Source organism: Anaerostipes sp. 494a (assembly GCF_001940315.1).
Classification (GTDB): Bacteria; Bacillota; Clostridia; order Lachnospirales; family Lachnospiraceae; genus Anaerostipes; species Anaerostipes faecalis.
Map to the genome: position 1 here is coordinate 941733 of NZ_MJIF01000001.1, position 20752 is coordinate 962484.

Below are 20752 nucleotides of genomic sequence, written 5' to 3' on the forward strand. Positions count from 1 at the left end.
CTCCTTTCATACTGCCCATGATTTTGAAATGCTGTCTTCTTTCTTTAAACACAAAAAAGGAACATATTGTTTAATAATATGTTCCTTTTGCTTTTATCTAATTTATTCAAATGTCTCTTATGCTTTATTGTATCTAAAAAAAAGCATACTACACCTTTTAATTAATTTCTTTCCAAATAATAACAAATTTCTAATAATACCCTAATTCTAATAATAACCTAATTCTGATAAATTCTAATAACAATATTATTATATTACATTTGTTAAATAATTTCAATAAATTCTTTTTAAACAAGAGGACTTAAAAACCTTACAGTCCTTAAGTCCTCTAAAACAATTTTCTTATTCTATTGATCTACGTTCCGTAAAGAACTGCCCTACGGCGTCTCAGCTCCGCTTTGTTTCTTTACCTCACTTGTATTAACTTTATTTTTACAATTTAATTTGATTTACATCCTCGATACTAATCGTAGTCAATTCTTCATCTGTTAAGTCTGAATCATTTGCTAATCTATTTGCTTGATTTACTAAAACCATTTCAAAATAATTTCTTACATCTCGTCCATTAGCAAAATTATCATCTATTAAAGCACATTTATTTTTAAAATATTGATATACAACGTGCTGTGCTTCTTCCTCTACTAACATTCCAGATTTATTACTCATTCCCATAAATATTGCGAACAATTCTTCCGCCGTATAATCTTCAAAATAAATAAATTTATTAAATCTCGAACGTAATCCAGGATTTGAATCTAAAAACTCATTCATTAAATCAGGATATCCCGCAACAATCACAATCAAATTTCCTCTATTGTCTTCCATTGCTTTCAACAATGTATCTATCGCTTCTTGACCGTAATCATTTTCTCCTTTTCCTGCCAATGTATACGCTTCATCTATAAAAAGAATTCCACCTATTGCTTTAGATACAACTTCTTGAACTTTAAGTGCTGTCTGCCCTACATATCCACCAACTAATCCCGATCTATCAACTTCTACTAGTTGTCCTTTTGAAATTATTCCTAATTTCTTGTAGATTTTAGCCAAAATTCTTGCAACCGTTGTTTTACCTGTCCCAGGATTTCCTGAAAATACAAGATGCAACGACATTGATTCTTGTTTAATTCCTCGATCTTCTCTTATTTTTCTAATACGTAATAAATTAATCAATGAATTAACATCTTGTTTAACATTCGTTAACCCTGTTAGATTGTTAAGTTCTTCTAACAACATTTCTATTGTTTCCTCGTCATCCATTGTTTCACATTTTTCTTCGACGTCGTTATATCCTATCTCTCTCTCCATTTCAGTCAATTGCTTACTAAATGTATCTCGAGCATTAATTCTTAATTTATTTAATGCAAGCATATAATTTTCTAATTCATCCTTTGTTATTTCACCATCGCATGCCAAAAATTCCTTTCCTATCAATTCATATAATAAAAGTATATGATCTACCATTCTCATTCCTACATTAGGTTCCTGCTGATCTGCTAAATTTGCAAGAATTATATCTCCATCAAACAAAATTTGAAACGATAATGGCAGTACATCAAAATTAGATAAATCATATAATTCATTTTCATTTATGTATTCAACAAAATTATCTACTGTAAAATACCTTTTTAAATAATCAGAAACAAACTCTATTTCATCTTGTTTAACTACTCCATCTGAAGCACTTAAAAATGCTATCCATTTTATTAAATCTATATTTAATATATCTTGACAAGTTATTTCTAGATTTTGATCTCCAAAGTACTTTTTATAATCTATATATGGTTCTATTATTTCACATGTTTTCTTTAAAGCTTCCAAGACGCCCATAACTGTTTCATCTAACATTTTATTTTCTCCTTACTAATTACCGTATATTTTTTCTAAATTATCAATTATTTTATTATAATGTTCCGTGCAATAATATTCTGTCTCCCCTGAGAATCCTTCTACTTCATGAGTTCCTTCTCTATCACATTGTTCGCACTTATGTTCCGATGCGGATCCATTACCAACATCTTCTTCCATCATATTAATTGTATCTTGCATCTCATCATAATGTTCCTTGCAATAATACTCTATTTCCCCTGAAAATCCTTCTACTTCATATTCTCCTTCTTCATAACATCCGTCTACTGCACAATAATGTTCTATTGATGTATCCTCATCTGTATCTTCTTCATCAGCTTCTTCCGAAGTGTCATCTGAACTATCATCGTAACTACTGTCACTTTCTGTTACATCCTCTGTTGTTTCTTCTGTCGTGCTATCTTGTTTCCCTACTTTTGATGAATTTGAACATCCCGATAAGCTTATAATCCCCACCAAAAGTATCGTTATTAAATATAACCTCTTTTTCATACTTCTCCCTTTCATACTTTTTGAAAAAATTATTACACTTATAAATTATAGTCACTTTAGTAACCACAGTCAACTACACAAGCATATACTATTCTAAAATTATTAATATTACACAAGGAGATGGGCATGATTGAATATAGTCCATTTTGGAATACTTTAAAAAATTCAAAAGTAACAACATACATCCTTATCCACAAACATCATATTTCCAGTGCCACCATAAACAAACTAAGGAAAAACAAGCCTATCACAACAACATTAAATGATCTTTGCAAAATATTAAATTGTCGTATAGAAGATATTGCTCAATATAGATATTCTAACGATGATCAGTTTTTATAAATCACAAAAAGGCTTAGAAATTTTACAATTTCTAAGCCTTTCATAAATAATTTTTCTATTTAATTCTAAACATATCAATTTATATCTTGTGAATTTTGATCATTATCGAACAATCCTTTTACTAACAAAATTCTTTCCTGAATTAAATTAATACATACCCTATAAGAATCTTCCAATTCCAAAGTTTCATTCTCCATAGCACAACCTAATACTTCACTAATTGCATTTGCTTCGTATAAAGCTCTGTTTATCTGGTCTTTTGTTTCAATTTCCATCTTGATTTCCACCTTTTCGAAATATTAATATAAAAATATTGTACTATGGCAAAAACCCTCTTCAATCATGATAATTTAATGTTAATTCTTCCAGTTTCTTTCTTATATTTGTGATAAAATCGTAGGTTCCCGCAAAATGTTCAAATATTGCCGTGGCAGATAAAAAGTACTCGAACCATAATTATTTTTCCTCTCAAATTGCCGTGAAATGCCGTGTTTTGCAAGGTTTTACCGGCATTCCCGGATATTGTAAATTTCATCTATTGTACTACACTTTTTGCAAAATGTGGCAAAACGGTGCAAATCACTTCCATGTGTAGTAGTCAAATCGTAGTCAGTTAGGGGGGCAGACTACTGCTTAGAGGGGTGCACCCCCCTCTTACATTCATCAATACATTCTACTCTTCGATATTCTCTGCGATTATTTCTATTTCTTCATTCAAAAGCATCAACAATATTTTCTTCTGAGATATCAATTTTAATAGAATCCAATGGTTTTGAAGTCCCTACCAAGGTATTAATTCTTGCTTTCTTTTCAAGTAAATACCTTTTGTTATAAAAAACATCTGCATATTCTAAAACAGTGTTCATTTGAACTATATCAAATAGTGCTCCAATAACTGCTCCTGCCACTGGAACAGCCTTTCCTACAGCTTTTTTTGACAACCCTTTTCCAATCTGTTCAAACACACCTTTGAACAAGCTCTCCTCAAGACTTTTTTGTCCTGCCTTTTCCAGTGCAGTTTTGGCAGCTCTATTTGCTAATGCGCGCATCTGACAAATAAGCAAGGTAAGCCCTCCATGTTTAGCCATTTCTTCCCATGTTTTTTTACTCAACTGCTTTACTGTAGTTATTTCAGTCATGAGCATTATTTTTCCAATAATTCCAGTCACTTCATTTGTCCCTTGACTATTTGGACTTAATGCATTCATAAACACATCACTGGCTATTATAAGTTCTGAAGGATCATTCTTAATATCATATCCATAATACATTGCAACAGATTGAACTGCCCTATAATACAAAAAAGTACTCAATACTAAATTGAATGGTAATCCAGCAAATCCAAAATACCCAGTTGCTCCACCTTCTACCAAAGCAAAACCTAAGTCTTGTGTTTTATATTTATTCACCAATTTAGAAATATCATAACTGCGTGCCAAGCACACTTCTTCTAATGAAGTAATTTCAACATCTTTCGACACATCATTTATTTTGTTAACAATCGCGCGATCACTCACCGTCAATTTTGCTGCCTGTTTTTCTAATATTTCAAAACCTTCAACAGCAACTTTCATACATTGAGCATATAATTCATTTTCTGTGATTGTCTCTTTAGCCACCTTTCCAATATTTTTGATAGGATTAGGAATAATTCCTACAACCTTTTCCCCTGTTTTCGCTAATACTCCTGGTTTTACCAATTTTCCATATCTATCTGTAAGGGCTTTAATTGATGCGTCTTCTTTTGCATCAATAATTGGTGATGGCAACAATATATTTTTTCCTTCAATCATATACGCCTCCTCCTTTGTACAATAACTTGTATTTTTCGCGAATTAACATAAATGCTTTTAAATGAATTTTCGTCTTTCATTACTTTAAATATAAAAATAAAACTATTCAATTTTATTATAGCATCCCACTTTTCTATTTACCATCAAAAAAAGACACCCAAGTCATTAACCTGAGTGCCATCAAATTCTCTGCCCGTCTTTAGGATTTAGCACTAGCTTTTTTGGCAATAATAGAAAATCAAACTCATCTCAAACCAGCATGTTTGCTGGCTTTTTTCGTGAAGAAGTCCAGAAGCTTAACCAAGAATCCCAGAAAAAGAAACACTCCGAAAAAATCCGTCAGATATCTGATGAATCTCCTGAAAGATTCCTTGGATATTTCCCTTAAAAAAATCTGAATGATTCTCTTGGCTGTAAAAAATACATTGACCTTATCTATGCAAGGGCCGTCCGCCCATGCTCGAAGTCCAGGACTTATGATGAAGTCATTCCAAAGCTATTTGAAACCTATAACTTTTCCCTTGATCAGCTTTATTCTGGACTTGGATATATTGGTTCTGAATACGAAAAGATCATTGAGATCGACAAGGAAGATGATTTCCGGCTGAAAGGACCATCGAAAGAAAACAGGAAAGATCCGATCGTTGGGCTTAGACTGCTCCTTGATTCACACCAGATCCCGATCGGAATGAAAATGTATCCCAGCAATCAAAGCGAAAAACCTGTCATGCGAACTATCATTGACGGATTAAAACAAAGAAACCAGATATCCGGCAGAACGATCCAGGTCACCGATAAGGGATTTAACTGTTTTAACAACATCCGCCATACACTCAAGGCAGGTGATGGATATATTTTTTCTAAATCTGTAAAAACACTTCCCGAAATAGAAAAAATCTGGGTACTGCTTGAAAATGATTATATGGATGTAAAAAATAAGAATGGCGAGGTCCTTTACCGTATAAAAGAATGTGTGGATGATTTTCCTTATCATTATACAGATACTGATGGGCACAAAAAAACTTTAAAACTTAGGGAAAAGCGTATTGTAACATACAATCCGAAACTTGCTGAAAAACAGAAATATGAAATCAGCCGACAGGTTGAAAAAGCAAAAAGACTTCAGGCATCTGAAGCAAAACGTTCTGAATATGGTGACAGTTCAAAGTATGTCACTTTTGTTCCTGCTGATAAAAAAGGGCAAAAACAGATGGAAAGATTAAAATAGAAATGAACGAGAAAGCAATAGAAAATGCAAAAAAACTTGTCGGTTACAATATGCTCATAACGTCAGAAATCCGTATGTCTGCTACTGAAATCTATGCCGCTTATCATAATCTCTGGAGGATTGAAGAATCCTTTCGGATTATGAAAACCCAGCTAGATGCAAGACCTGTATATCTGCAAAAAGAAGAAACTATTACCGGGCATTTCCTTATATGCTATCTTTCCGTACTGCTGACCAGACTCTTGCAGATATATATTTTAAATGATAACTACGGAGTAGCAGAACTTTTTGATTTCATACATGACTTCAGAGTGGCAAAAGTATCTGATCGAAAATATATAAATCTTACCCGAAGCTCTGCTTTTATAAAAGACCTAGCAATCCAAACAGGATTGCCATTAACCTCATATTTTCTTGGAAAGGGAGATATAAATAAAGTGCTAAGTCATAGGTTTTAATCTATGGCTTAGCACTACTTTTTTATTTCAACTCCGAAAGTCAGGTATTAATTCAAGCATTCTACCTTTATTATGAACGTTTTTCATCAAAATAAAAATGGCAAAGTGCTTATCGTAACACTTCGCCGAAAGCCTAACCGGTTTGAGCATAACAATGCTTGGTTAGGTCTGCTTTATTATTTTATGCAACTCTGCTGCATTTATACACTTAGATGTGCTTTCCAATCCGCCGGAAGATTCATTGCTGTAAGACTGACTACACCAATATTATTTTGAATCAACTTATCAAAAGCATCTACAAATACTGTCCATTTCTCATCGGATGAACGCAGATACTTCATCGCCAGTAGGATTTGATACAAACCGTTATGTACCGGCGGTGGTGTGACTTTATCTGCATCCAGAATTTCCGGTGTCGTATGTATTGTGCGATTGTAAATTCTGGAATTATGAGCACACATATTACGCAAGACTGAAACGCCCTGTATCCATGAAGCAAGCATTTTCTGTGATGGATTTACCAAATTTCCTTTTTTCGATTTATATTGGTAATTAGCCGCTAATATAGAATACGAACTTCCAGTACCTGTTTTCAAATTCTTAATTATTTTCGATAGCGTACCAAATGAAAGCACTTCAACAGCTGCCCATACAGGCACCTCTCCATCATGATTGTCAAAATTATGTTTGATAAACACATCATTAGAGCGAGCAATTTCTGACGCTACGGTAGACATATTCTGCCAATACAGTTTTTTCTCTTTAAAAATCGATGAATCCTGCAAAACAAGTGGTTCTCCGTGCATAAGCAACGCTTCCACTAATCGTACTCTCAAAGCCACTTCAATCTTGGAAATCATTGAAAAAATCAAAGCAGATAATTCCTGATCAAATTGATACAATTTTAAAATATCTTCAAACTTTGTTCCCGGAACATACTTCTTTGTAGCATTATCATATAATTGGAACAAGTATCCACGCAAACGATAAAATCCAACTGACTTTAATGCCTTTTCTACGTCCGCACGAGAAGTAATTACCATTCCTGCATCAATATAAGATTGTACCTGCTGTGCTATTGTTAATATTTGTTTCGGATATTGATACATAAAACACCCCATAAATGAAAAAGTCCCACCGGGTTGCGCATGAAAAATCAGAGGCGTGGTGGGTTCTGTTACTATCATTATACAACTTTTATTGCGGCTGTCAAGATTCCTTTTTCAAAAAAGAATACAAGCTCCCACTATTTCATGCAGTACATACTTTCCGATAGGACGTTCTTCCTCCCTTATACTGGTATACTCAGCTCATCAAAATGAAATAAAACGCCAAGTGATGTTCCTATTGGCTTTGTATTAAATGCATCGATTACATTTTCCAGTGCCATTTTGCAGAGCTCCGGAATTCTAACAATTCTCAATAAAGCAGCTGTATTTTTCGCATCATCTAAAGCATCATGCTCTTTCCCTGAAAAATCTACTCCTGCATACATTACTGCATCTTTCAAGGATACTGCTTTAGATAGACCAAGTGTTTCTCCATATTCTTTCTGAAAGTCCTGAAAATCCTGTAGTAATTTTGTATCTTCTTCATTCAGACAGATTCTTTTTAATTCTATTTCCTTTGTAATCTGTTCATAGTCAGATTCGCTCCACTGGTAAATATGAATCTCATCTTTAATGCTGTGGCACCAGGAAAAGAACTGTTCCATTGCTTCTGCAAAAACAGGAGCGTTCTGCACCATCTTTGTCGAAATACCGGTTAATTTCTCAAACTTTCTTTCAATCCGCTCATTATATTGAGGTTTCACCAGCGTATTAAAATATCCGATTTCCTGATATTGGTCATCTAACAAAACAGCACCTATTTGGATAATCTCTCTTCCGCAGATTATCTTTTCATCTTTAAACTTCTTGTCCAGTGCATTCATTTCCAAATCAATTACAATGTGCTTCATAACCATTTCTCCTTCTACTTTCGTTCCTTCACTGGTTTCAATGCTGACTTATTCCGAATTCCCAGCTTTTCACTGAATTCCGGGTTCTTTTCCATTTTTTCAATGATACTGATCAACTGCATTCTTTTTACTACATCCATCCCCACACCTCATTTGCTCTTCCTTATCCTTGCTGTTTTTCTATGTTTTCAGTATAATAATTTTGTATTCAGAAATACACGTTGGAGGAGAAGACTTAGACACGTGTATTTCTCCAGTTTTGAGAAATGAGGGAGAATTATTAATGGGTAAACAATCAACGAGAGAGAACAAAAATATATATCAGCTGTGCCGGGAAGCCCAGGGGCTCACCCGTGAAAGGGCGAGTGAAAATATGGTAGGTGTATCTGCCTCAAGAATTGAAAAAATCGAATATGAGTTGCAGGAGCCGACACCTTACGACATCATCCAGATGGCCGACTGTTATAAAAGACCGGATCTTTGCAATTACTACTGTTCCCACAAATGTACCATCGGTGACCGTTACGTTCCAGAAGTTGAGATATCCGAATTATCCAATATTATTCTGGAAACGATCGCCAGCCTAAATGAAATCAATCCATTGACCAGCCGCCTGATTCAGATTGCACGGGATGGAAAAATTTCAGATGATGAAATCAAAGACTTTGCGTTTATCAGCAAAAAACTGGATGAAGTATCTCTAGCCATTGATTCACTAAATTTGTGGGTGGATAAAACCGCCAGTGAAAATAATATTAATATTGAACTATTAAATGCTGAAAAAGAAAAACTGAAATAACAGAAGAGGGCAGTAGTTTACGGAAATCCCGTAAAACACTGCCCATTCTAATACCCTGTAAAAGAGTATGAATCATTTTATAGTTGTCTGAGGATTCCCTCAACTCTACGGATTGCTTCTGCAACCTGCCGGGAAGCCTGATTGATTCGATCCTGCACCATCCAGTCTACAACAAATCCATCAAAAAACCAGTTAGCAAAAGAAAGGAAATCACCTGTCTCAATATCCAGATGACAGGCCATAATACCACCTCTACGATTCTTGGATTCTGAGTTTATGAGTTCTTTAATCCAGAAATTATTTGGTAATTACAACTTTTCCCTCAGAGTCAAGTAATGGAGTAATCCCACCTGCATATCCCGATTTCCAAATCAAATAGTTCACACCAGTCTCATGATCTACTAAAATCTGACGAACACCCGCATCTTTTAACTGAGAACCGTCAACAAAGACAACCTCAAATCGTTCTTCTTTTTTTGCCATATTTCAATTCTCCTATAAATCTTGATTTACTTTCCTAATGTGTTGCTGTTTTTCGCTGCGGCTTTTGCACTTATCGTATTTGTCGATTCAAACAGAGAAGAAGTCGGTGCAACCGGACTCATCAGAACTCTTCCTGTTCCACGATATACATTTACAAGGCCTTCTCCACTGACTGCGGATCCTACCAGTGTCTTTGTCGTCCTTTCAACAGTAAAATCAAGGTTGGATGACCAGCATACTGCCAGATTTCCATCAATTTTAAGCTCATCATTTTCCAGTTCGACCTCAATCAGTTCATTCTCCGGAACATTACATTCCAGCGCAACCACACCGGTTCCCTGAAGACTCATATTGAACAGCCCTTCTCCACCTAATACAGCGGAAGAAACATTTTTCCTGGCAATGACATTTCTTTTCACGCGGGCATCACAGGCAAGGAACATTCCATCTTCAATGGTCATACCAACTGCTCCCCATTTCGATACATCCTGAAGGATAATATATTTGTATGTAGGCTCCAGTACCAGGCATCCTTCTCCAACATATTCCGGTTTCACAGCAGATTCTTTGGTAACAGCACCTTTTAATGCTTTTCCAAAAAGATCTCCGATTCCTTTTACACCAGATGTTGCCTGAACACTTCCTCCCATCCATTGCATAGAACCTGCCTGAATAACTGCCGAATAATCTTTGCTAATATCAATGACAACCTGTCTTCTTCTGACATTCATCTTACTCATATAATACTCATCGATTGCATTCATGGGAGATACACTGGCATCCTGTACATATTCCAATACATGGAAATTGTCCACTGTCTTAATAAATTTTCTGTTTTCATTTTCAAGATTTACAATTCGCATAATCGTTTTCTCCTCTCTTTTACCTTCCATCTAAAAATTCAAATAGAAACCCATCTGTTCTATAGGGAAATTATATCTTCTATATCCAAAAAAATACACAATTCATATGTGGAAATAGAATCCTGTATTCCACTATTTTTGAGAAATCCTCTTTTCTATTAATTTCTCCAACGATACCTCAAACCTTTTATCATCTTCCTCCGTCCGTTTTGCCGGACCTTTCAAATGATGCTTTTTCTTTGCATTTCTGACTTTCTTTGCTAGATGACGTTCCATCAGTATCTGATCGATATTCTCATTTGTATACCATTTACCGCTCTGATGAATGCCATAAGCACCTTTTCCCAGAATCATTGCAGCCACACCATAATCCTGTGTTACAACAATATCACCTTTCTGGCATAAACTGACCAGTTTAAAATCTACTGCATCTGCACCGTCTCCCACTGTGATCACTTCACTGTAATCCGAATATAAAACATGGTTTGTATCACATAAGAGAATAACTGGAATCTCATATTTCTTTGCTGTTTTTTCTACGATGAACACCACCGGGCAGGCATCCGCATCTACTAATATCCTCATCTTTTCTTTCCTTTCGTCAGATCATAACTTTCCCCAATCATACGCTGGATATCTTTATCCGGAACACAGCCATCTAGGATAATAGAATTCCAGTGTGTTTTGTTCATGTGATAAGCCGGAACAACAGATTCAAAAGCATTTCTCCAGAATTCTCTCCATTCCGGATCACATTTCACATTGATCCAAATATGTCCATCTTTATCATAGATAAGCGCAAATGTCTTCTTATTTTCCTTATGACGCATAACACACCAATTCTCATCATGAAAAGGATAATCTTCATATACATCTTGAAATGAATGGCAAAATTGTATGATCTCCTGCCTTGTCTGCATAGTTTCCTCTTTTCTTTAACCTTCCTCTCCCCGGATCGGAGCATCGAGTTTATAGTACCTGGTACTATAAATTGCATACATCTTGGTTAACAAACTTTCTAAGAAGTCTCTATTATCCACATCATCTACCAGAAGCATTTCTTTTGCACCTTCCAAGTAAAACATTATTATTTGGGTACGTTCACCTTACCTTCAATAATCTCCACTCTATTTTGGACTAACAGCATGTCAAATGCACTATTAACAGCCGCTGTAATATTTGGAGTCATTCTCTGGTAATTGTATGCACGAGCGCATTCCACACATAATTGCTCCTTTGTCAGACCAACACTCTTGGTCAAAACAATATACATAGCCTCGGCTAATTCATCAATTGAAACGTGGTTAATCTTCCTAGTATTCTTTCTTGGCACTATTTTGGTATAGCCTTCAGGATAATAGAAATCGCCTTTATTGATAACCTTTCTTCCAAGCTGTCTCAAACAGTAATCCACTTCTCTTTTAACTTTTACGGTTGCTTTCACATTACCGTATAGCGGTGCCATTTGCTGACAAATCAAATCATAGTGAACAGGATATAATGTATTCACGATCTCCATTACACAATCCGTACCGGATAGGTATCCGTTTCTTTGAGATAGTTGATTGAAGGATACTTCTTTCTCCTCAGCTAATCCATATGGATTTTCCATGTCTTCAATACTTATTACCTTTTCTTCGAATGAAACAAATTCTTCGGCTGTGGATTCCTGTTGGATAATACTTGGCTCCTCAACACCATAATCCGCAATAGCTTGTTCTATCACTTCTATCAAACGCTCGCCTTCTGTAATTGAATCTTTAATCCAATCGGTAGACCAAATACGATAAATTTTCCATCCCATATTCTCCAGAACGTCCTGTCTTAGACGATCACGCTCTCGAGCCGTTTTTGCCGAATGATAAGTTGCACCATCACATTCAATTCCAAGAACATATTGACCACTGATCGTTGGATGCTTGACTGCCATATCAATACGGTAACCTGAACATCCCACCTGCGTTGCCAATTTATATCCCCTACGATCAAGAAAATCGTATACAGCTTTTTCAAACGGCGAGTCATGCTGTGTAATATCGCTTTCAGTAATTTCTCGTTCCAATGAACTGATTCCGTTAATCGCAAAATCAATATACGCCCTTAAGAGTTTCGGTCCTTCCGCAGAGATACGATCTATATCAATATCTGTAGGCAAAATAGACCCCACTAATTTAATATTGTATTTTGCTCTTGTAATAGCTACATTTAGTCTTCTTTCACCACCAGACTTACTCAGAGGTCCAAAATTCATGCGTAAAATGCCCTGGTTATCCTTTGCATATCCAACACTAAAAATAATAGTATCTCTCTCATCACCCTGAACATTTTCGAGGTTCTTTACAAAAAACGCTTCTTCCTTCTCTTCGTTAAAGAAGGTCTCATATTGTTGGTTCTTCATACGCAGATCTCGAATCGCCAACTCAATTGCTTGCTGCTGAACCTCGCCAAATGCAATTACTCCTAACGAGCGATTTGGAAATTTATTAAAATGTTCAAATACCATTGCAGCAACTCGCTTTGCCTCAGGAACATTTCCTTTCTTACCACCGCGATCATAGAATCCTTCTCTAACATACACATATTCAACACCATTATCAGGAACCTTATCAACATTCGAAGGGAATGTAATTAGGTTGTGATGATATATTTTTGCATTTGAAAAAGCAATCAGGTGCTCATGACGACTACGATAATGCCACAAAAGCGTTCTTTCCGGAAGGAGATTTGCTTCGTCCAAAATTGATTCGTATGCTGTCGTATCATCATCTTCATCATCTGTATCAAAATCATCTGTATCTGATGTCGATGTTGTGAAAAAACTTGTCGGAGGAAGCTGTTTACTATCACCGGCAATAATAACTTGTTTGCCTCGAGCAATAGCACCAATTGCATTCTCTGTACACACCTGAGATGCTTCGTCAAAAATTACTATGTCAAACTGATAAGTATCGGCTTCAAGGAAAAGACTAACAGACAACGGTGACATCATCAAACATGGTTTCAAAACCATCAGCAGATTAGGAATCTGACGGAACAGCTTACGAATAGGCATAATTTTTCTTTGTTTGCTGAGTTCTCGCTTAAGAATACCCATTTCGTCCATTCCACTTGTGAACTTATCAAGTAACGGAAGATTATTTATCAGTTTACTCTTAACACGTGCCTTTGCAATTTCAAACTGTAGCTTATCCAATTCTGAAAATTCACGAATCGTGTTTTCCTGGTTTAATCGTCTAAAGTTCAAGATTGCAGGGTATTCCGGAAGTACTGCATCAAGCCATAGCCTGAAGAATCGCTTCTGGAAAATCGGAAGAATCTGGTATGGTTTAAACTTCTGCTCCTCAAATTTTTGAATATATTCTCCTAAGCCCTCTTCTGTACAATTCTTTCGTGCGTTGACAAAATCTATCCATTCTTCAAGCAAAAATAATCCATTACAACAACGCTTGATTCTTTCCGAAAGCGTATGAAGATTCACCGTCTCATATGTCTCTGATTCATCAAAAAGACTTATAAACCACTTGAACTCATAGCTTATATCTTGAAGCATCTGATCAATTTGTGTTTCGTATTTTCCGCAGTTTTCTATCACATTTTTATCAGAGCATATTCTTTCAATAAATTTTCCATTTGGTGAATACAGTGCTATTACTTCTTTAAAATGTACGGCCCATGTAAGGGCACTACGAACCTCATTCCAGGATGTAGCCATTCCGTCATAAAGGAAGTCATAATGTGATTTTAATACTGTTTCTTTAGAAACCAAAATGCGTATCATACTTTCCAGGACATTCAGAATATCTTTACTCTTAATGATGGCACTATAAGTAGTTAAGTAAGCATCGACTTGCTTAAAATCTGTATCCTCATAAGCAAATACACCGTCCATCACAGCCATAAATCTCGAAAGCAGGCTATTGCATTTTCCTTTCTCATGATCTACTTCCTCCAATGTTTGAAGCGCTAAAAATACATTTTCTGCAGTTATATCAACCGCTACATTCTTATAATATTTGCGAAGGAGTACACCGTCCTTTAGTAACTTTTCTCTGCTCTTTGCAGACCATTCAATAACCTTAATGACATCTCCCCATGAAGTATCAAGCCCCCTATATAAAAGGCCATATTTACCAATCATGTTTTCATCATCTGGAAGAAGCTGCTCAATAATAGTATGCATTTCACTTACAGCAGCAACAGCATTTTTCATTTCCACGTACATATTCAGTACATGTTGCATTGCCGAAAAATCTGTGTCTTCATATCTGAATTTTTCGCCAAATACGGAAACAATATTCTTACATTCATTGTCAATATCCGTACGAATCTGAGCTATTTCTTTTATCGTTGAAAGCACTGCAACAATTTCATCATCTTCCAGCTTAGATGATGTGCTTTTGTACAGTAGTTTCATCTGTTTCTGATCCGCACGATAACTACCTTTAAAGATTTTAAAGAAAGATGTGTATTCTGTCTTAAATCTTGCCAACATGCCCTCAAAATCAATGTCAAACACGCTTCTATCATAATTTTTAAGCACATTAGTTTTTAATGCTTGTATTTCTTCCGCTTTTTTTGCCGCAATAGCGATTTCCCTTTTGCACGAATCAATTAGATTTCCAGTATCAATCCTAGACATTTCCGAATGCTCAGATATATGACGCTGTAAACATTCAAGTTCAGAGATTATGGCTTTATATGAAACTAATTGATCAACATCCGAAATTGTATACTCTCCATTAGTTAAAAGGATTTCTGCTATCTTCTTTAACGTATCTTTTGCCTTATTAAAGGCTGTTTGCTTTCCGTAGCATTCTTGTGCACAATCATACAGAGTGTCAAGATCTTCCAATAACCAGTTTTTCGGCAGAATTACAAAAGGTTGCGAAGAAGCACTAAAACTTATTCGGTTATTTCTTTGAACATCATGCAATAATTCAAAATACGACTCCAAATAACCTGAAAGTACCTGCTTATAATCAAAAGTGAAAATATCAGCAGTAAACAAATTTTCAAGTCTTGCTTTTATCGAACGTATCTGTTTTGCTTGATCCTCTGCAACACTTCGCTCTCTTTGTAATAAAACAAATTGTTCCTCATGTGCTATTCTAGAAAGAATTTCTACACTCTTAATACATTTTTCAAGAATTTTCTGTTCACCTTCAATACTATCCACACTATTAAGATCGCACATGCAACGTTTTTTCAGAGAACAAATGCCTTGATTATTTACCTGGAAATACATATTTTGAAGGTCTTTAACTTTATCCTCATATACTCTTGATTCAGCTTCAAATAACTCAACTTCTTCCATGAATGGCTGAATATCATCTTCGGTTATCCAACTATATGGAATTAATGGAGAATTCTTTGCCACCGCAAACAACTTCTTTGCATCCTGTAAACGTGCATATGTACAATCATAGTTTAACGAAACGTCCACAAACATTTCATCAGTTGTTGAAGCAACTTGTCTTAATTTGCCTTCCAACTTAGGGAACCGTGCATTTACATCATGTCTTAACTCATTTGAAACAAATTGAACCACAGATCCACGCCAAGGATTGCTATCAAAATCCTCCGACATTTTTCCAATAGTATTCTTAAAATCAGTCAGCACATAAAGATATCTATTATACTTTTCAAACGAGGTATTCCTGACATCAGAAATACTGAAAATAACTTCTGGATAATCGTCAATGCTGGCAAGGATACCATTAACCTGATAAATAGTCATATTTAACGGCGCCACATTCGCAAAAATCTGCTCCGCATAATCATTCAATTTTTCTTTATCTTGATATAAAGCCTCCAGTTTCATAATGGCATCATCGCTTAACTGAGCCTTGTTTTTTGCAAGATTTAAAGACGCACGCAACTGTTCCAAGACAGCTTTTTTATTTGCCTTATGGCTGTGCAAAACAAGACAAAAATCATCCAGACCAGCAGCTGTTAATCTTTTGTGTACAACATCAAGTGCAGCCATCTTCTCTGATACAAAAAGGATTTTCTTTCCATCGGCTAAACACTCGGCAATAATATTAGTAATGGTTTGACTCTTTCCTGTTCCAGGTGGCCCCTGAAGCACGAAGCTTATACCCTTTTTTGCACACAGAATGGCTTCCTGCTGACTCGAATCAGCATCGACTACCTGAAATACATCAATAGGCCTCTGCATTTTATCAAAATCAAAATCGTTAAGATCTTCCGGTATATGCTGAACCGCTGTATGATCCCCTGCAATCGCACGTACAATTTCGTTTGAAACAATATCATCTTTATTTCTATTAAGATCACTATACATATTAATCTTCAAGAAAGAAAACAGACTAAGGCCTACATCTTCTGATATTGTCCAATTATTGTTTTTAATAGCTTTATTTGAAGCATCTAAAAAGCTTTGTAAACCTGATTCATCATCGTATTCTGGAAGAGAAATACCAAAATCGCTTTCCAACTTATATTTCAATGCTGGGTTCACAACAATTTCATCATCTGTCATCTGTAATACAAATGGATCTGCAATTGATTCCACTGTAAGACTAACTGGAACAAGAATAAGAGGTGAAACAATCTGATTCCTACTATAATCAGCCTCTGTCCATTTCAAAAAACCAAAACCTAGATATAAAATATTGATACCTTGTTCTTCGATTGCCATTTTGGCTTTGTTTCGTAGATTTCTAAGAGTTTTCTGAAGTTCTTTTACAGTCTGATTGGTCTGCACTCCAGATGTGAGTACCATTTCTTCTTCATCAATTATATCTTCTTCATCTGTTTCACTTTCTATTTCGTCTTCTTGATTTTCAAAGTACATAGGAAATATCAGAGAGTCATTTTTCTCTACAATACTATCCCAAAGGTCAAAGATCCCCGGATTTTTGATTGTAAGAGTAGATCTTTTTGTTTCTCTGTAATTTATAAGTCTGTTGCGTTTCCCCAAATCCAACAGCTTATTCTTCCATATTTCAACTTTTTGGTCCAATTCTAAAGGCATGCTGAGTCCCTCCACATTTGACAGTACCTAATCATTTATATTGTCTTTGTTGCAATTAATATCATAAGTTCATTTGTAATATTATCCATTTATCCTACACCGCCAGTGCATTCGCATTAACCTGCTCTATTACTCTTCTGATTCCCATCCACACAGATAGATCCGTAAATACTTCAACAATACTTCCCTGATCTGTAAATGGAGTTTCCTGCAAAACAGATAGGTCTTTCATCATGCCATTATGTACAATGAATTCCACAATCTGGTTCACAAAATATATCTGTCTGCTGTCCAGATTCGTCTCGTCCAGAAATTCTGCAAAAGCCTCCTTCGCGGCAGTCATATCCAGGCCCACGATTTCTCGAACAAATTCTCCTAGAGGTTTCTCGCCATACTCTGCTTCATAATCCTGCTTTGTTCCAATTTCGCTCCACAGAATTTTTTCCAGAATCTTAATGTCCGCAGATGTTAGTGGCTTGTTACTCTTAAGCTTTGCAATTGCTTCATTGTCCTGATGCTGACGTACATAATATTCTGCTTTTGCCTTATAATTCTTCAGATCATCATTTTCCAACTCTGATTCGTTCCAGTCCATCGATAAGATCTCATCATCAAAGTTTGTATCATAGATAATCTTCGGACCCTTAGGAATATACTTCATCAAATCTCGAAGATTCTCCCTAATATGCTCAAATTCGTTGATTCCAGCATTGTCAAGGTAATCCGTATGAAGAATCTGATTAATCAGATCTGCCTGAACCATGATTTCCGGAATATTAGCAACACTGGAAAGTGCAGATACCTTTGAAATCAGGTCATGCATACCACGAGAATACTTCTTCCCAATCAAATACGCCAATTCGATACCATACATCAGCGCATCAAAACGCAATGCTGTTGCTTCATCATTCTCAGGTTCAATGAGTGGTGAAAGTTCTTCTCTTACAACCAATGTATCCTCATAGGTCAAGGCAGTATAATTCTTTTCGTTCGCGTAGGTATCAACATATTTTAAATGCTGACGAACGGCAAAATTTTCTCGATTCAGTTCTTTCACTTTTGACGCCATATGCTCAACCAAAGCATTACGATAAGCTATCAGTCGCTCCGTCTGATACGCGATATCCTGCAATTTATAAGCAATTTCAAATTCAAGCTGGAAAATTGCTCCCTGTAACGCAATCATATTTGCTGTTGGACGTCCTTTATTCATGCGGAAGAATTCAAAGTTTCCACAGAAATCGAAAATGTAGAACTTCTCCTTGTCTTCACCATCCAGTAATCCCGGACACAAACGTGTTCCTCTTCCGATCATCTGCCAGAACTTGGCTTTACTCATTACTTTTTTGAAAAACACAAGATTCACTACTTCCGGAACATCGACACCAGTATCAAGCATATCAACAGAAATAGCAATCTGCGGCATCTTCTTTGGATCAGAAAATTCATCAATAGCACTCTGAGCATAATTCAAATAGTTATCAATAACCTTTGCATAACCAACCAGATGTGGATACTCTTTACCAAACACTTCATATATCTTTTCAGCATGATCATGGTTTTTCGCAAATATAATACTCTTTCCGATCTTATTGCCATAATCAACTTTAATTCCATTTGTCATGAAGATATGCAGTACTTCTTTGATGGTATCCTCATTAAACACCCAATCGTTTAATGCAGAAGACTTGATACTTTCTGGTAACTCACCATTTTCATCTATAAATTTATTTTCGTATTCTTTTTTTTCTTCCTCAGATAATTCATCATAAACAATACCCTGATCAATAAATTTCAGAGTGGTTTCCACAGACATAAAATCAACAAGATATCCATCCTTTACAGCCTGTGCAAGTTCGTATCCGTATGTTGGAACACCATTTTCCAGTTCAAAAATCTCGTATGTGTTTTTATCAATCTCATCCTTTGGTGTTGCTGTCAAACCAACTAATGGTGCATCAAAATAGCTGAAGATATCCTTATACTTGTTGTAAATGGATCTATGTGCTTCATCACAAATTACCAGATCAAAATGTCCACATGTAAACAACTTTCCATTTTCATCATGAACAGAATCTATACAATTCATCATGGTCTGATATGTGGAAAATACTCCATGCGCTGTATAGTTATCTTTCTCTTCGCAGAGATTGGTTACAGATAAATCAGGCAAAAGATTTACAAAGTTTCGTTTTGCCTGTGTCACAAGAGAATTACGGTCAGCCAGGAAGAGGATATTTTTAATCCATCCCTGTTCTAGCAATACCTTGCACAGTGCAATGACCGTTCTTGTTTTTCCAGATCCTGTAGCCATAACCAGAAGTGCTTTTCGACGATTTTTTGTGCCGAAACTATCACATACAGCCTTAATCGCGCCTTCCTGATAATATCTACCCGCAATATTCTTATCTACTGTAATGTATTTTAAACTCGATTTCATTGTTTGAAGATTAAACAGTTTTTCAAGATCTCGCTTAGAATATACGACCGATACTTTTCGTTCTGGATATTGATTGTCGATAATTCTGGTCTCAAAGCCATTCGTCAAGAATACTACCGGTCTTCTTTTCTGTTTTTCTTCAATAAGATCCGCATAAAGTTTTGCTTGCTGACGACCTTTAGAGACATCTACACAGGTACGCTTCGCTTCAATGACAGCCAATATTCGTCCATCATCTCCCAGTAAAACATAGTCTGCAAAACCAACTTCTGACTTGTTTGGCATTTCCGGAATCTCATATTCATTTATCCAGTCTTTACCTTCTGTCCACCCTGTATCCTGAAGCATGGAATCAATATATAATTTTCTTGTTTTATACTCCGATAAATCAAGAGGCTTTGGAACATATGACTCCTGCTGTTCCTCTCTTCTAGCTGAAAGTTCCTCTTTTAGCACTGCATTTTCTTTTATTAAAGATTGTAAATCCAGATCTTTTTTCTCAAGCTCACTGATCTTTTTCAATAAGCTTTCCTTCGTATCAGCAGCCTCTTTTTTCAATTGTTTCGCTTTGCTAATCCTATCTTCGATTAATTGCTTATCAAAAATATGCTCTACATAACTCAACGAATAACAGCATGCAATAAAATCAATGAAAATAGATAAATTCTCCAGACAGAGCATTGCTTCCGCTCTACCTAACTTTCTATTATTGTGTGCAACATTATTTCCACATCTTCGAATGTAATCCATTCGTTTCCAAATATCGTATCCGACAATATCTCTGAAATCTTCAGCATTCATCAGACTCTGAAGATTGTCCTGGTATGGCATATCCAACTGTTTTTCAACAGAATACATCCATTTCACAGCAAACTCCATCGCCCTGCGGCAGTTAATGACACAAGCCTCAGGGTCTATCAAAACAATCTTTTCTGCAGAAATTGCGACATCTGCAAATGCTGAAAATTTCTCTTCATTTTTCAAATAATCAAAGTTGGTTATCATAAGAACCTCCTTCTTGTATCGAA

General features: G+C 35.8%; 16 protein-coding genes and 1 pseudogene. 3 read left to right on the plus strand and 14 right to left on the minus strand.

Translation table 11 applies throughout. The features are described from left to right. Positions 1 to 432 precede the first annotated feature (432 nt). Both BHF70_RS04800 and BHF70_RS04805 read right to left on the minus strand, forming a co-directional pair. A complete protein-coding gene (locus BHF70_RS04800; protein ID WP_242946309.1) occupies positions 433 to 1848 on the minus strand; it encodes an AAA family ATPase in 1416 nt (471 codons plus the stop codon). Between the two features lie 15 nt (positions 1849 to 1863). Then, on the minus strand, positions 1864 to 2361 hold the full coding sequence (locus tag BHF70_RS04805; RefSeq protein WP_075759199.1) for a hypothetical protein: 498 nt from the start codon (positions 2359 to 2361) through the stop codon (positions 1864 to 1866). A gap of 126 nt (positions 2362 to 2487) precedes the next feature. Between BHF70_RS04805 and BHF70_RS04810 the strand changes: the two genes are divergently transcribed. Next, positions 2488 to 2703 (plus strand): helix-turn-helix domain-containing protein, encoded by a 216-nt coding sequence (locus tag BHF70_RS04810; protein ID WP_075759200.1) that lies wholly within the window; start codon positions 2488 to 2490, stop codon positions 2701 to 2703. 74 nt (positions 2704 to 2777) lie between these two features. Here the strand turns inward: BHF70_RS04810 and BHF70_RS04815 are convergent, their stop codons facing one another. Both BHF70_RS04815 and BHF70_RS04820 read right to left on the minus strand, forming a co-directional pair. After that, complete coding sequence (locus tag BHF70_RS04815) at positions 2778 to 2978, minus strand: hypothetical protein (protein WP_075759201.1); 201 nt, start codon at positions 2976 to 2978, stop codon at positions 2778 to 2780. Positions 2979 to 3413: 435 nt separating this feature from the next. After that, entirely contained in the window at positions 3414 to 4496 is a 1083-nt protein-coding gene (locus BHF70_RS04820) for an EcsC family protein (protein ID WP_075759202.1), read from the minus strand. A 274-nt stretch (positions 4497 to 4770) separates the two neighbouring features. On the opposite strand from BHF70_RS04820, the pseudogene BHF70_RS13105 reads away from it, so the two are divergent. Continuing rightward, positions 4771 to 6182, plus strand: a pseudogene (locus tag BHF70_RS13105) (IS1634 family transposase); the annotation flags it as partial. 200 nt (positions 6183 to 6382) lie between these two features. Here the strand turns inward: BHF70_RS13105 and BHF70_RS04830 are convergent. The 3 genes from BHF70_RS04830 to BHF70_RS12755 form a co-directional block, all read right to left on the minus strand. Continuing rightward, positions 6383 to 7291, minus strand: a complete 909-nt coding sequence (locus BHF70_RS04830) for an Abi family protein (protein WP_075759203.1) — start codon at positions 7289 to 7291, stop codon at positions 6383 to 6385. A 182-nt stretch (positions 7292 to 7473) separates the two neighbouring features. After that, a complete protein-coding gene (locus tag BHF70_RS04835) occupies positions 7474 to 8142 on the minus strand; it encodes a 3'-5' exonuclease (protein ID WP_075759204.1) in 669 nt (222 codons plus the stop codon). 14 nt (positions 8143 to 8156) lie between these two features. Beyond that, the gene (locus BHF70_RS12755; RefSeq protein WP_278277196.1) at positions 8157 to 8282 is read right to left on the minus strand and encodes a hypothetical protein; all 126 of its coding nucleotides are present in this window, start codon (positions 8280 to 8282) and stop codon (positions 8157 to 8159) included. A 143-nt stretch (positions 8283 to 8425) separates the two neighbouring features. Between BHF70_RS12755 and BHF70_RS04840 the strand changes: the two genes are divergently transcribed. Further along, positions 8426 to 8941, plus strand: a complete 516-nt coding sequence (locus BHF70_RS04840) for a helix-turn-helix domain-containing protein (protein WP_075759205.1) — start codon at positions 8426 to 8428, stop codon at positions 8939 to 8941. Between the two features lie 77 nt (positions 8942 to 9018). Here the strand turns inward: BHF70_RS04840 and BHF70_RS12505 are convergent, their stop codons facing one another. The 7 genes from BHF70_RS12505 to BHF70_RS04870 all read right to left on the minus strand — a co-directional run bounded on the left by BHF70_RS12505 (position 9019) and on the right by BHF70_RS04870 (position 20729). Then, positions 9019 to 9183, minus strand: coding sequence for a hypothetical protein (locus tag BHF70_RS12505; protein ID WP_242946310.1), 165 nt, complete (start codon positions 9181 to 9183; stop codon positions 9019 to 9021). Between the two features lie 55 nt (positions 9184 to 9238). After that, positions 9239 to 9424, minus strand: a complete 186-nt coding sequence (locus tag BHF70_RS04845; protein WP_075759206.1) for a DUF6440 family protein — start codon at positions 9422 to 9424, stop codon at positions 9239 to 9241. A gap of 26 nt (positions 9425 to 9450) precedes the next feature. Then, the gene (locus BHF70_RS04850; RefSeq protein WP_075759207.1) at positions 9451 to 10287 is read right to left on the minus strand and encodes an AIM24 family protein; all 837 of its coding nucleotides are present in this window, start codon (positions 10285 to 10287) and stop codon (positions 9451 to 9453) included. 132 nt (positions 10288 to 10419) lie between these two features. Beyond that, positions 10420 to 10872 (minus strand): YaiI/YqxD family protein, encoded by a 453-nt coding sequence (locus tag BHF70_RS04855; protein WP_075759208.1) that lies wholly within the window; start codon positions 10870 to 10872, stop codon positions 10420 to 10422. Then, on the minus strand, positions 10869 to 11207 hold the full coding sequence (locus BHF70_RS04860) for an MmcQ/YjbR family DNA-binding protein (RefSeq protein WP_075759209.1): 339 nt from the start codon (positions 11205 to 11207) through the stop codon (positions 10869 to 10871). The genes BHF70_RS04855 and BHF70_RS04860 overlap by 4 nt, the downstream gene beginning before the upstream one ends. Positions 11208 to 11374: 167 nt before the next feature. Beyond that, complete coding sequence (locus tag BHF70_RS04865) at positions 11375 to 17284, minus strand: DUF4011 domain-containing protein (RefSeq protein ID WP_075759210.1); 5910 nt, start codon at positions 17282 to 17284, stop codon at positions 11375 to 11377. 94 nt (positions 17285 to 17378) lie between these two features. Next, entirely contained in the window at positions 17379 to 20729 is a 3351-nt protein-coding gene (locus BHF70_RS04870) for a DEAD/DEAH box helicase family protein (protein ID WP_075759211.1), read from the minus strand. Between the last annotated feature and the right edge of the window lie 23 nt (positions 20730 to 20752).

What these genes read in the sequence shown, in the direction of transcription:
- BHF70_RS04800 (WP_242946309.1), bottom strand. Translation starts at nt 1,848, where the DNA reads ATGTTAGATGAAACAGTTATGGGCGTCTTGGAAGCTTTAAAGAAAACA.
- BHF70_RS04805 (WP_075759199.1), bottom strand. Translation starts at nt 2,361, where the DNA reads ATGAAAAAGAGGTTATATTTAATAACGATACTTTTGGTGGGGATTATA.
- BHF70_RS04810 (WP_075759200.1), top strand. Translation starts at nt 2,488, where the DNA reads ATGATTGAATATAGTCCATTTTGGAATACTTTAAAAAATTCAAAAGTA.
- BHF70_RS04815 (WP_075759201.1), bottom strand. Translation starts at nt 2,978, where the DNA reads ATGGAAATTGAAACAAAAGACCAGATAAACAGAGCTTTATACGAAGCA.
- BHF70_RS04820 (WP_075759202.1), bottom strand. Translation starts at nt 4,496, where the DNA reads ATGATTGAAGGAAAAAATATATTGTTGCCATCACCAATTATTGATGCA.
- BHF70_RS04830 (WP_075759203.1), bottom strand. Translation starts at nt 7,291, where the DNA reads ATGTATCAATATCCGAAACAAATATTAACAATAGCACAGCAGGTACAA.
- BHF70_RS04835 (WP_075759204.1), bottom strand. Translation starts at nt 8,142, where the DNA reads ATGAAGCACATTGTAATTGATTTGGAAATGAATGCACTGGACAAGAAG.
- BHF70_RS12755 (WP_278277196.1), bottom strand. Translation starts at nt 8,282, where the DNA reads ATGGATGTAGTAAAAAGAATGCAGTTGATCAGTATCATTGAAAAAATG.
- BHF70_RS04840 (WP_075759205.1), top strand. Translation starts at nt 8,426, where the DNA reads ATGGGTAAACAATCAACGAGAGAGAACAAAAATATATATCAGCTGTGC.
- BHF70_RS12505 (WP_242946310.1), bottom strand. Translation starts at nt 9,183, where the DNA reads ATGGCCTGTCATCTGGATATTGAGACAGGTGATTTCCTTTCTTTTGCT.
- BHF70_RS04845 (WP_075759206.1), bottom strand. Translation starts at nt 9,424, where the DNA reads ATGGCAAAAAAAGAAGAACGATTTGAGGTTGTCTTTGTTGACGGTTCT.
- BHF70_RS04850 (WP_075759207.1), bottom strand. Translation starts at nt 10,287, where the DNA reads ATGCGAATTGTAAATCTTGAAAATGAAAACAGAAAATTTATTAAGACA.
- BHF70_RS04855 (WP_075759208.1), bottom strand. Translation starts at nt 10,872, where the DNA reads ATGAGGATATTAGTAGATGCGGATGCCTGCCCGGTGGTGTTCATCGTA.
- BHF70_RS04860 (WP_075759209.1), bottom strand. Translation starts at nt 11,207, where the DNA reads ATGCAGACAAGGCAGGAGATCATACAATTTTGCCATTCATTTCAAGAT.
- BHF70_RS04865 (WP_075759210.1), bottom strand. Translation starts at nt 17,284, where the DNA reads ATGCCTTTAGAATTGGACCAAAAAGTTGAAATATGGAAGAATAAGCTG.
- BHF70_RS04870 (WP_075759211.1), bottom strand. Translation starts at nt 20,729, where the DNA reads ATGATAACCAACTTTGATTATTTGAAAAATGAAGAGAAATTTTCAGCA.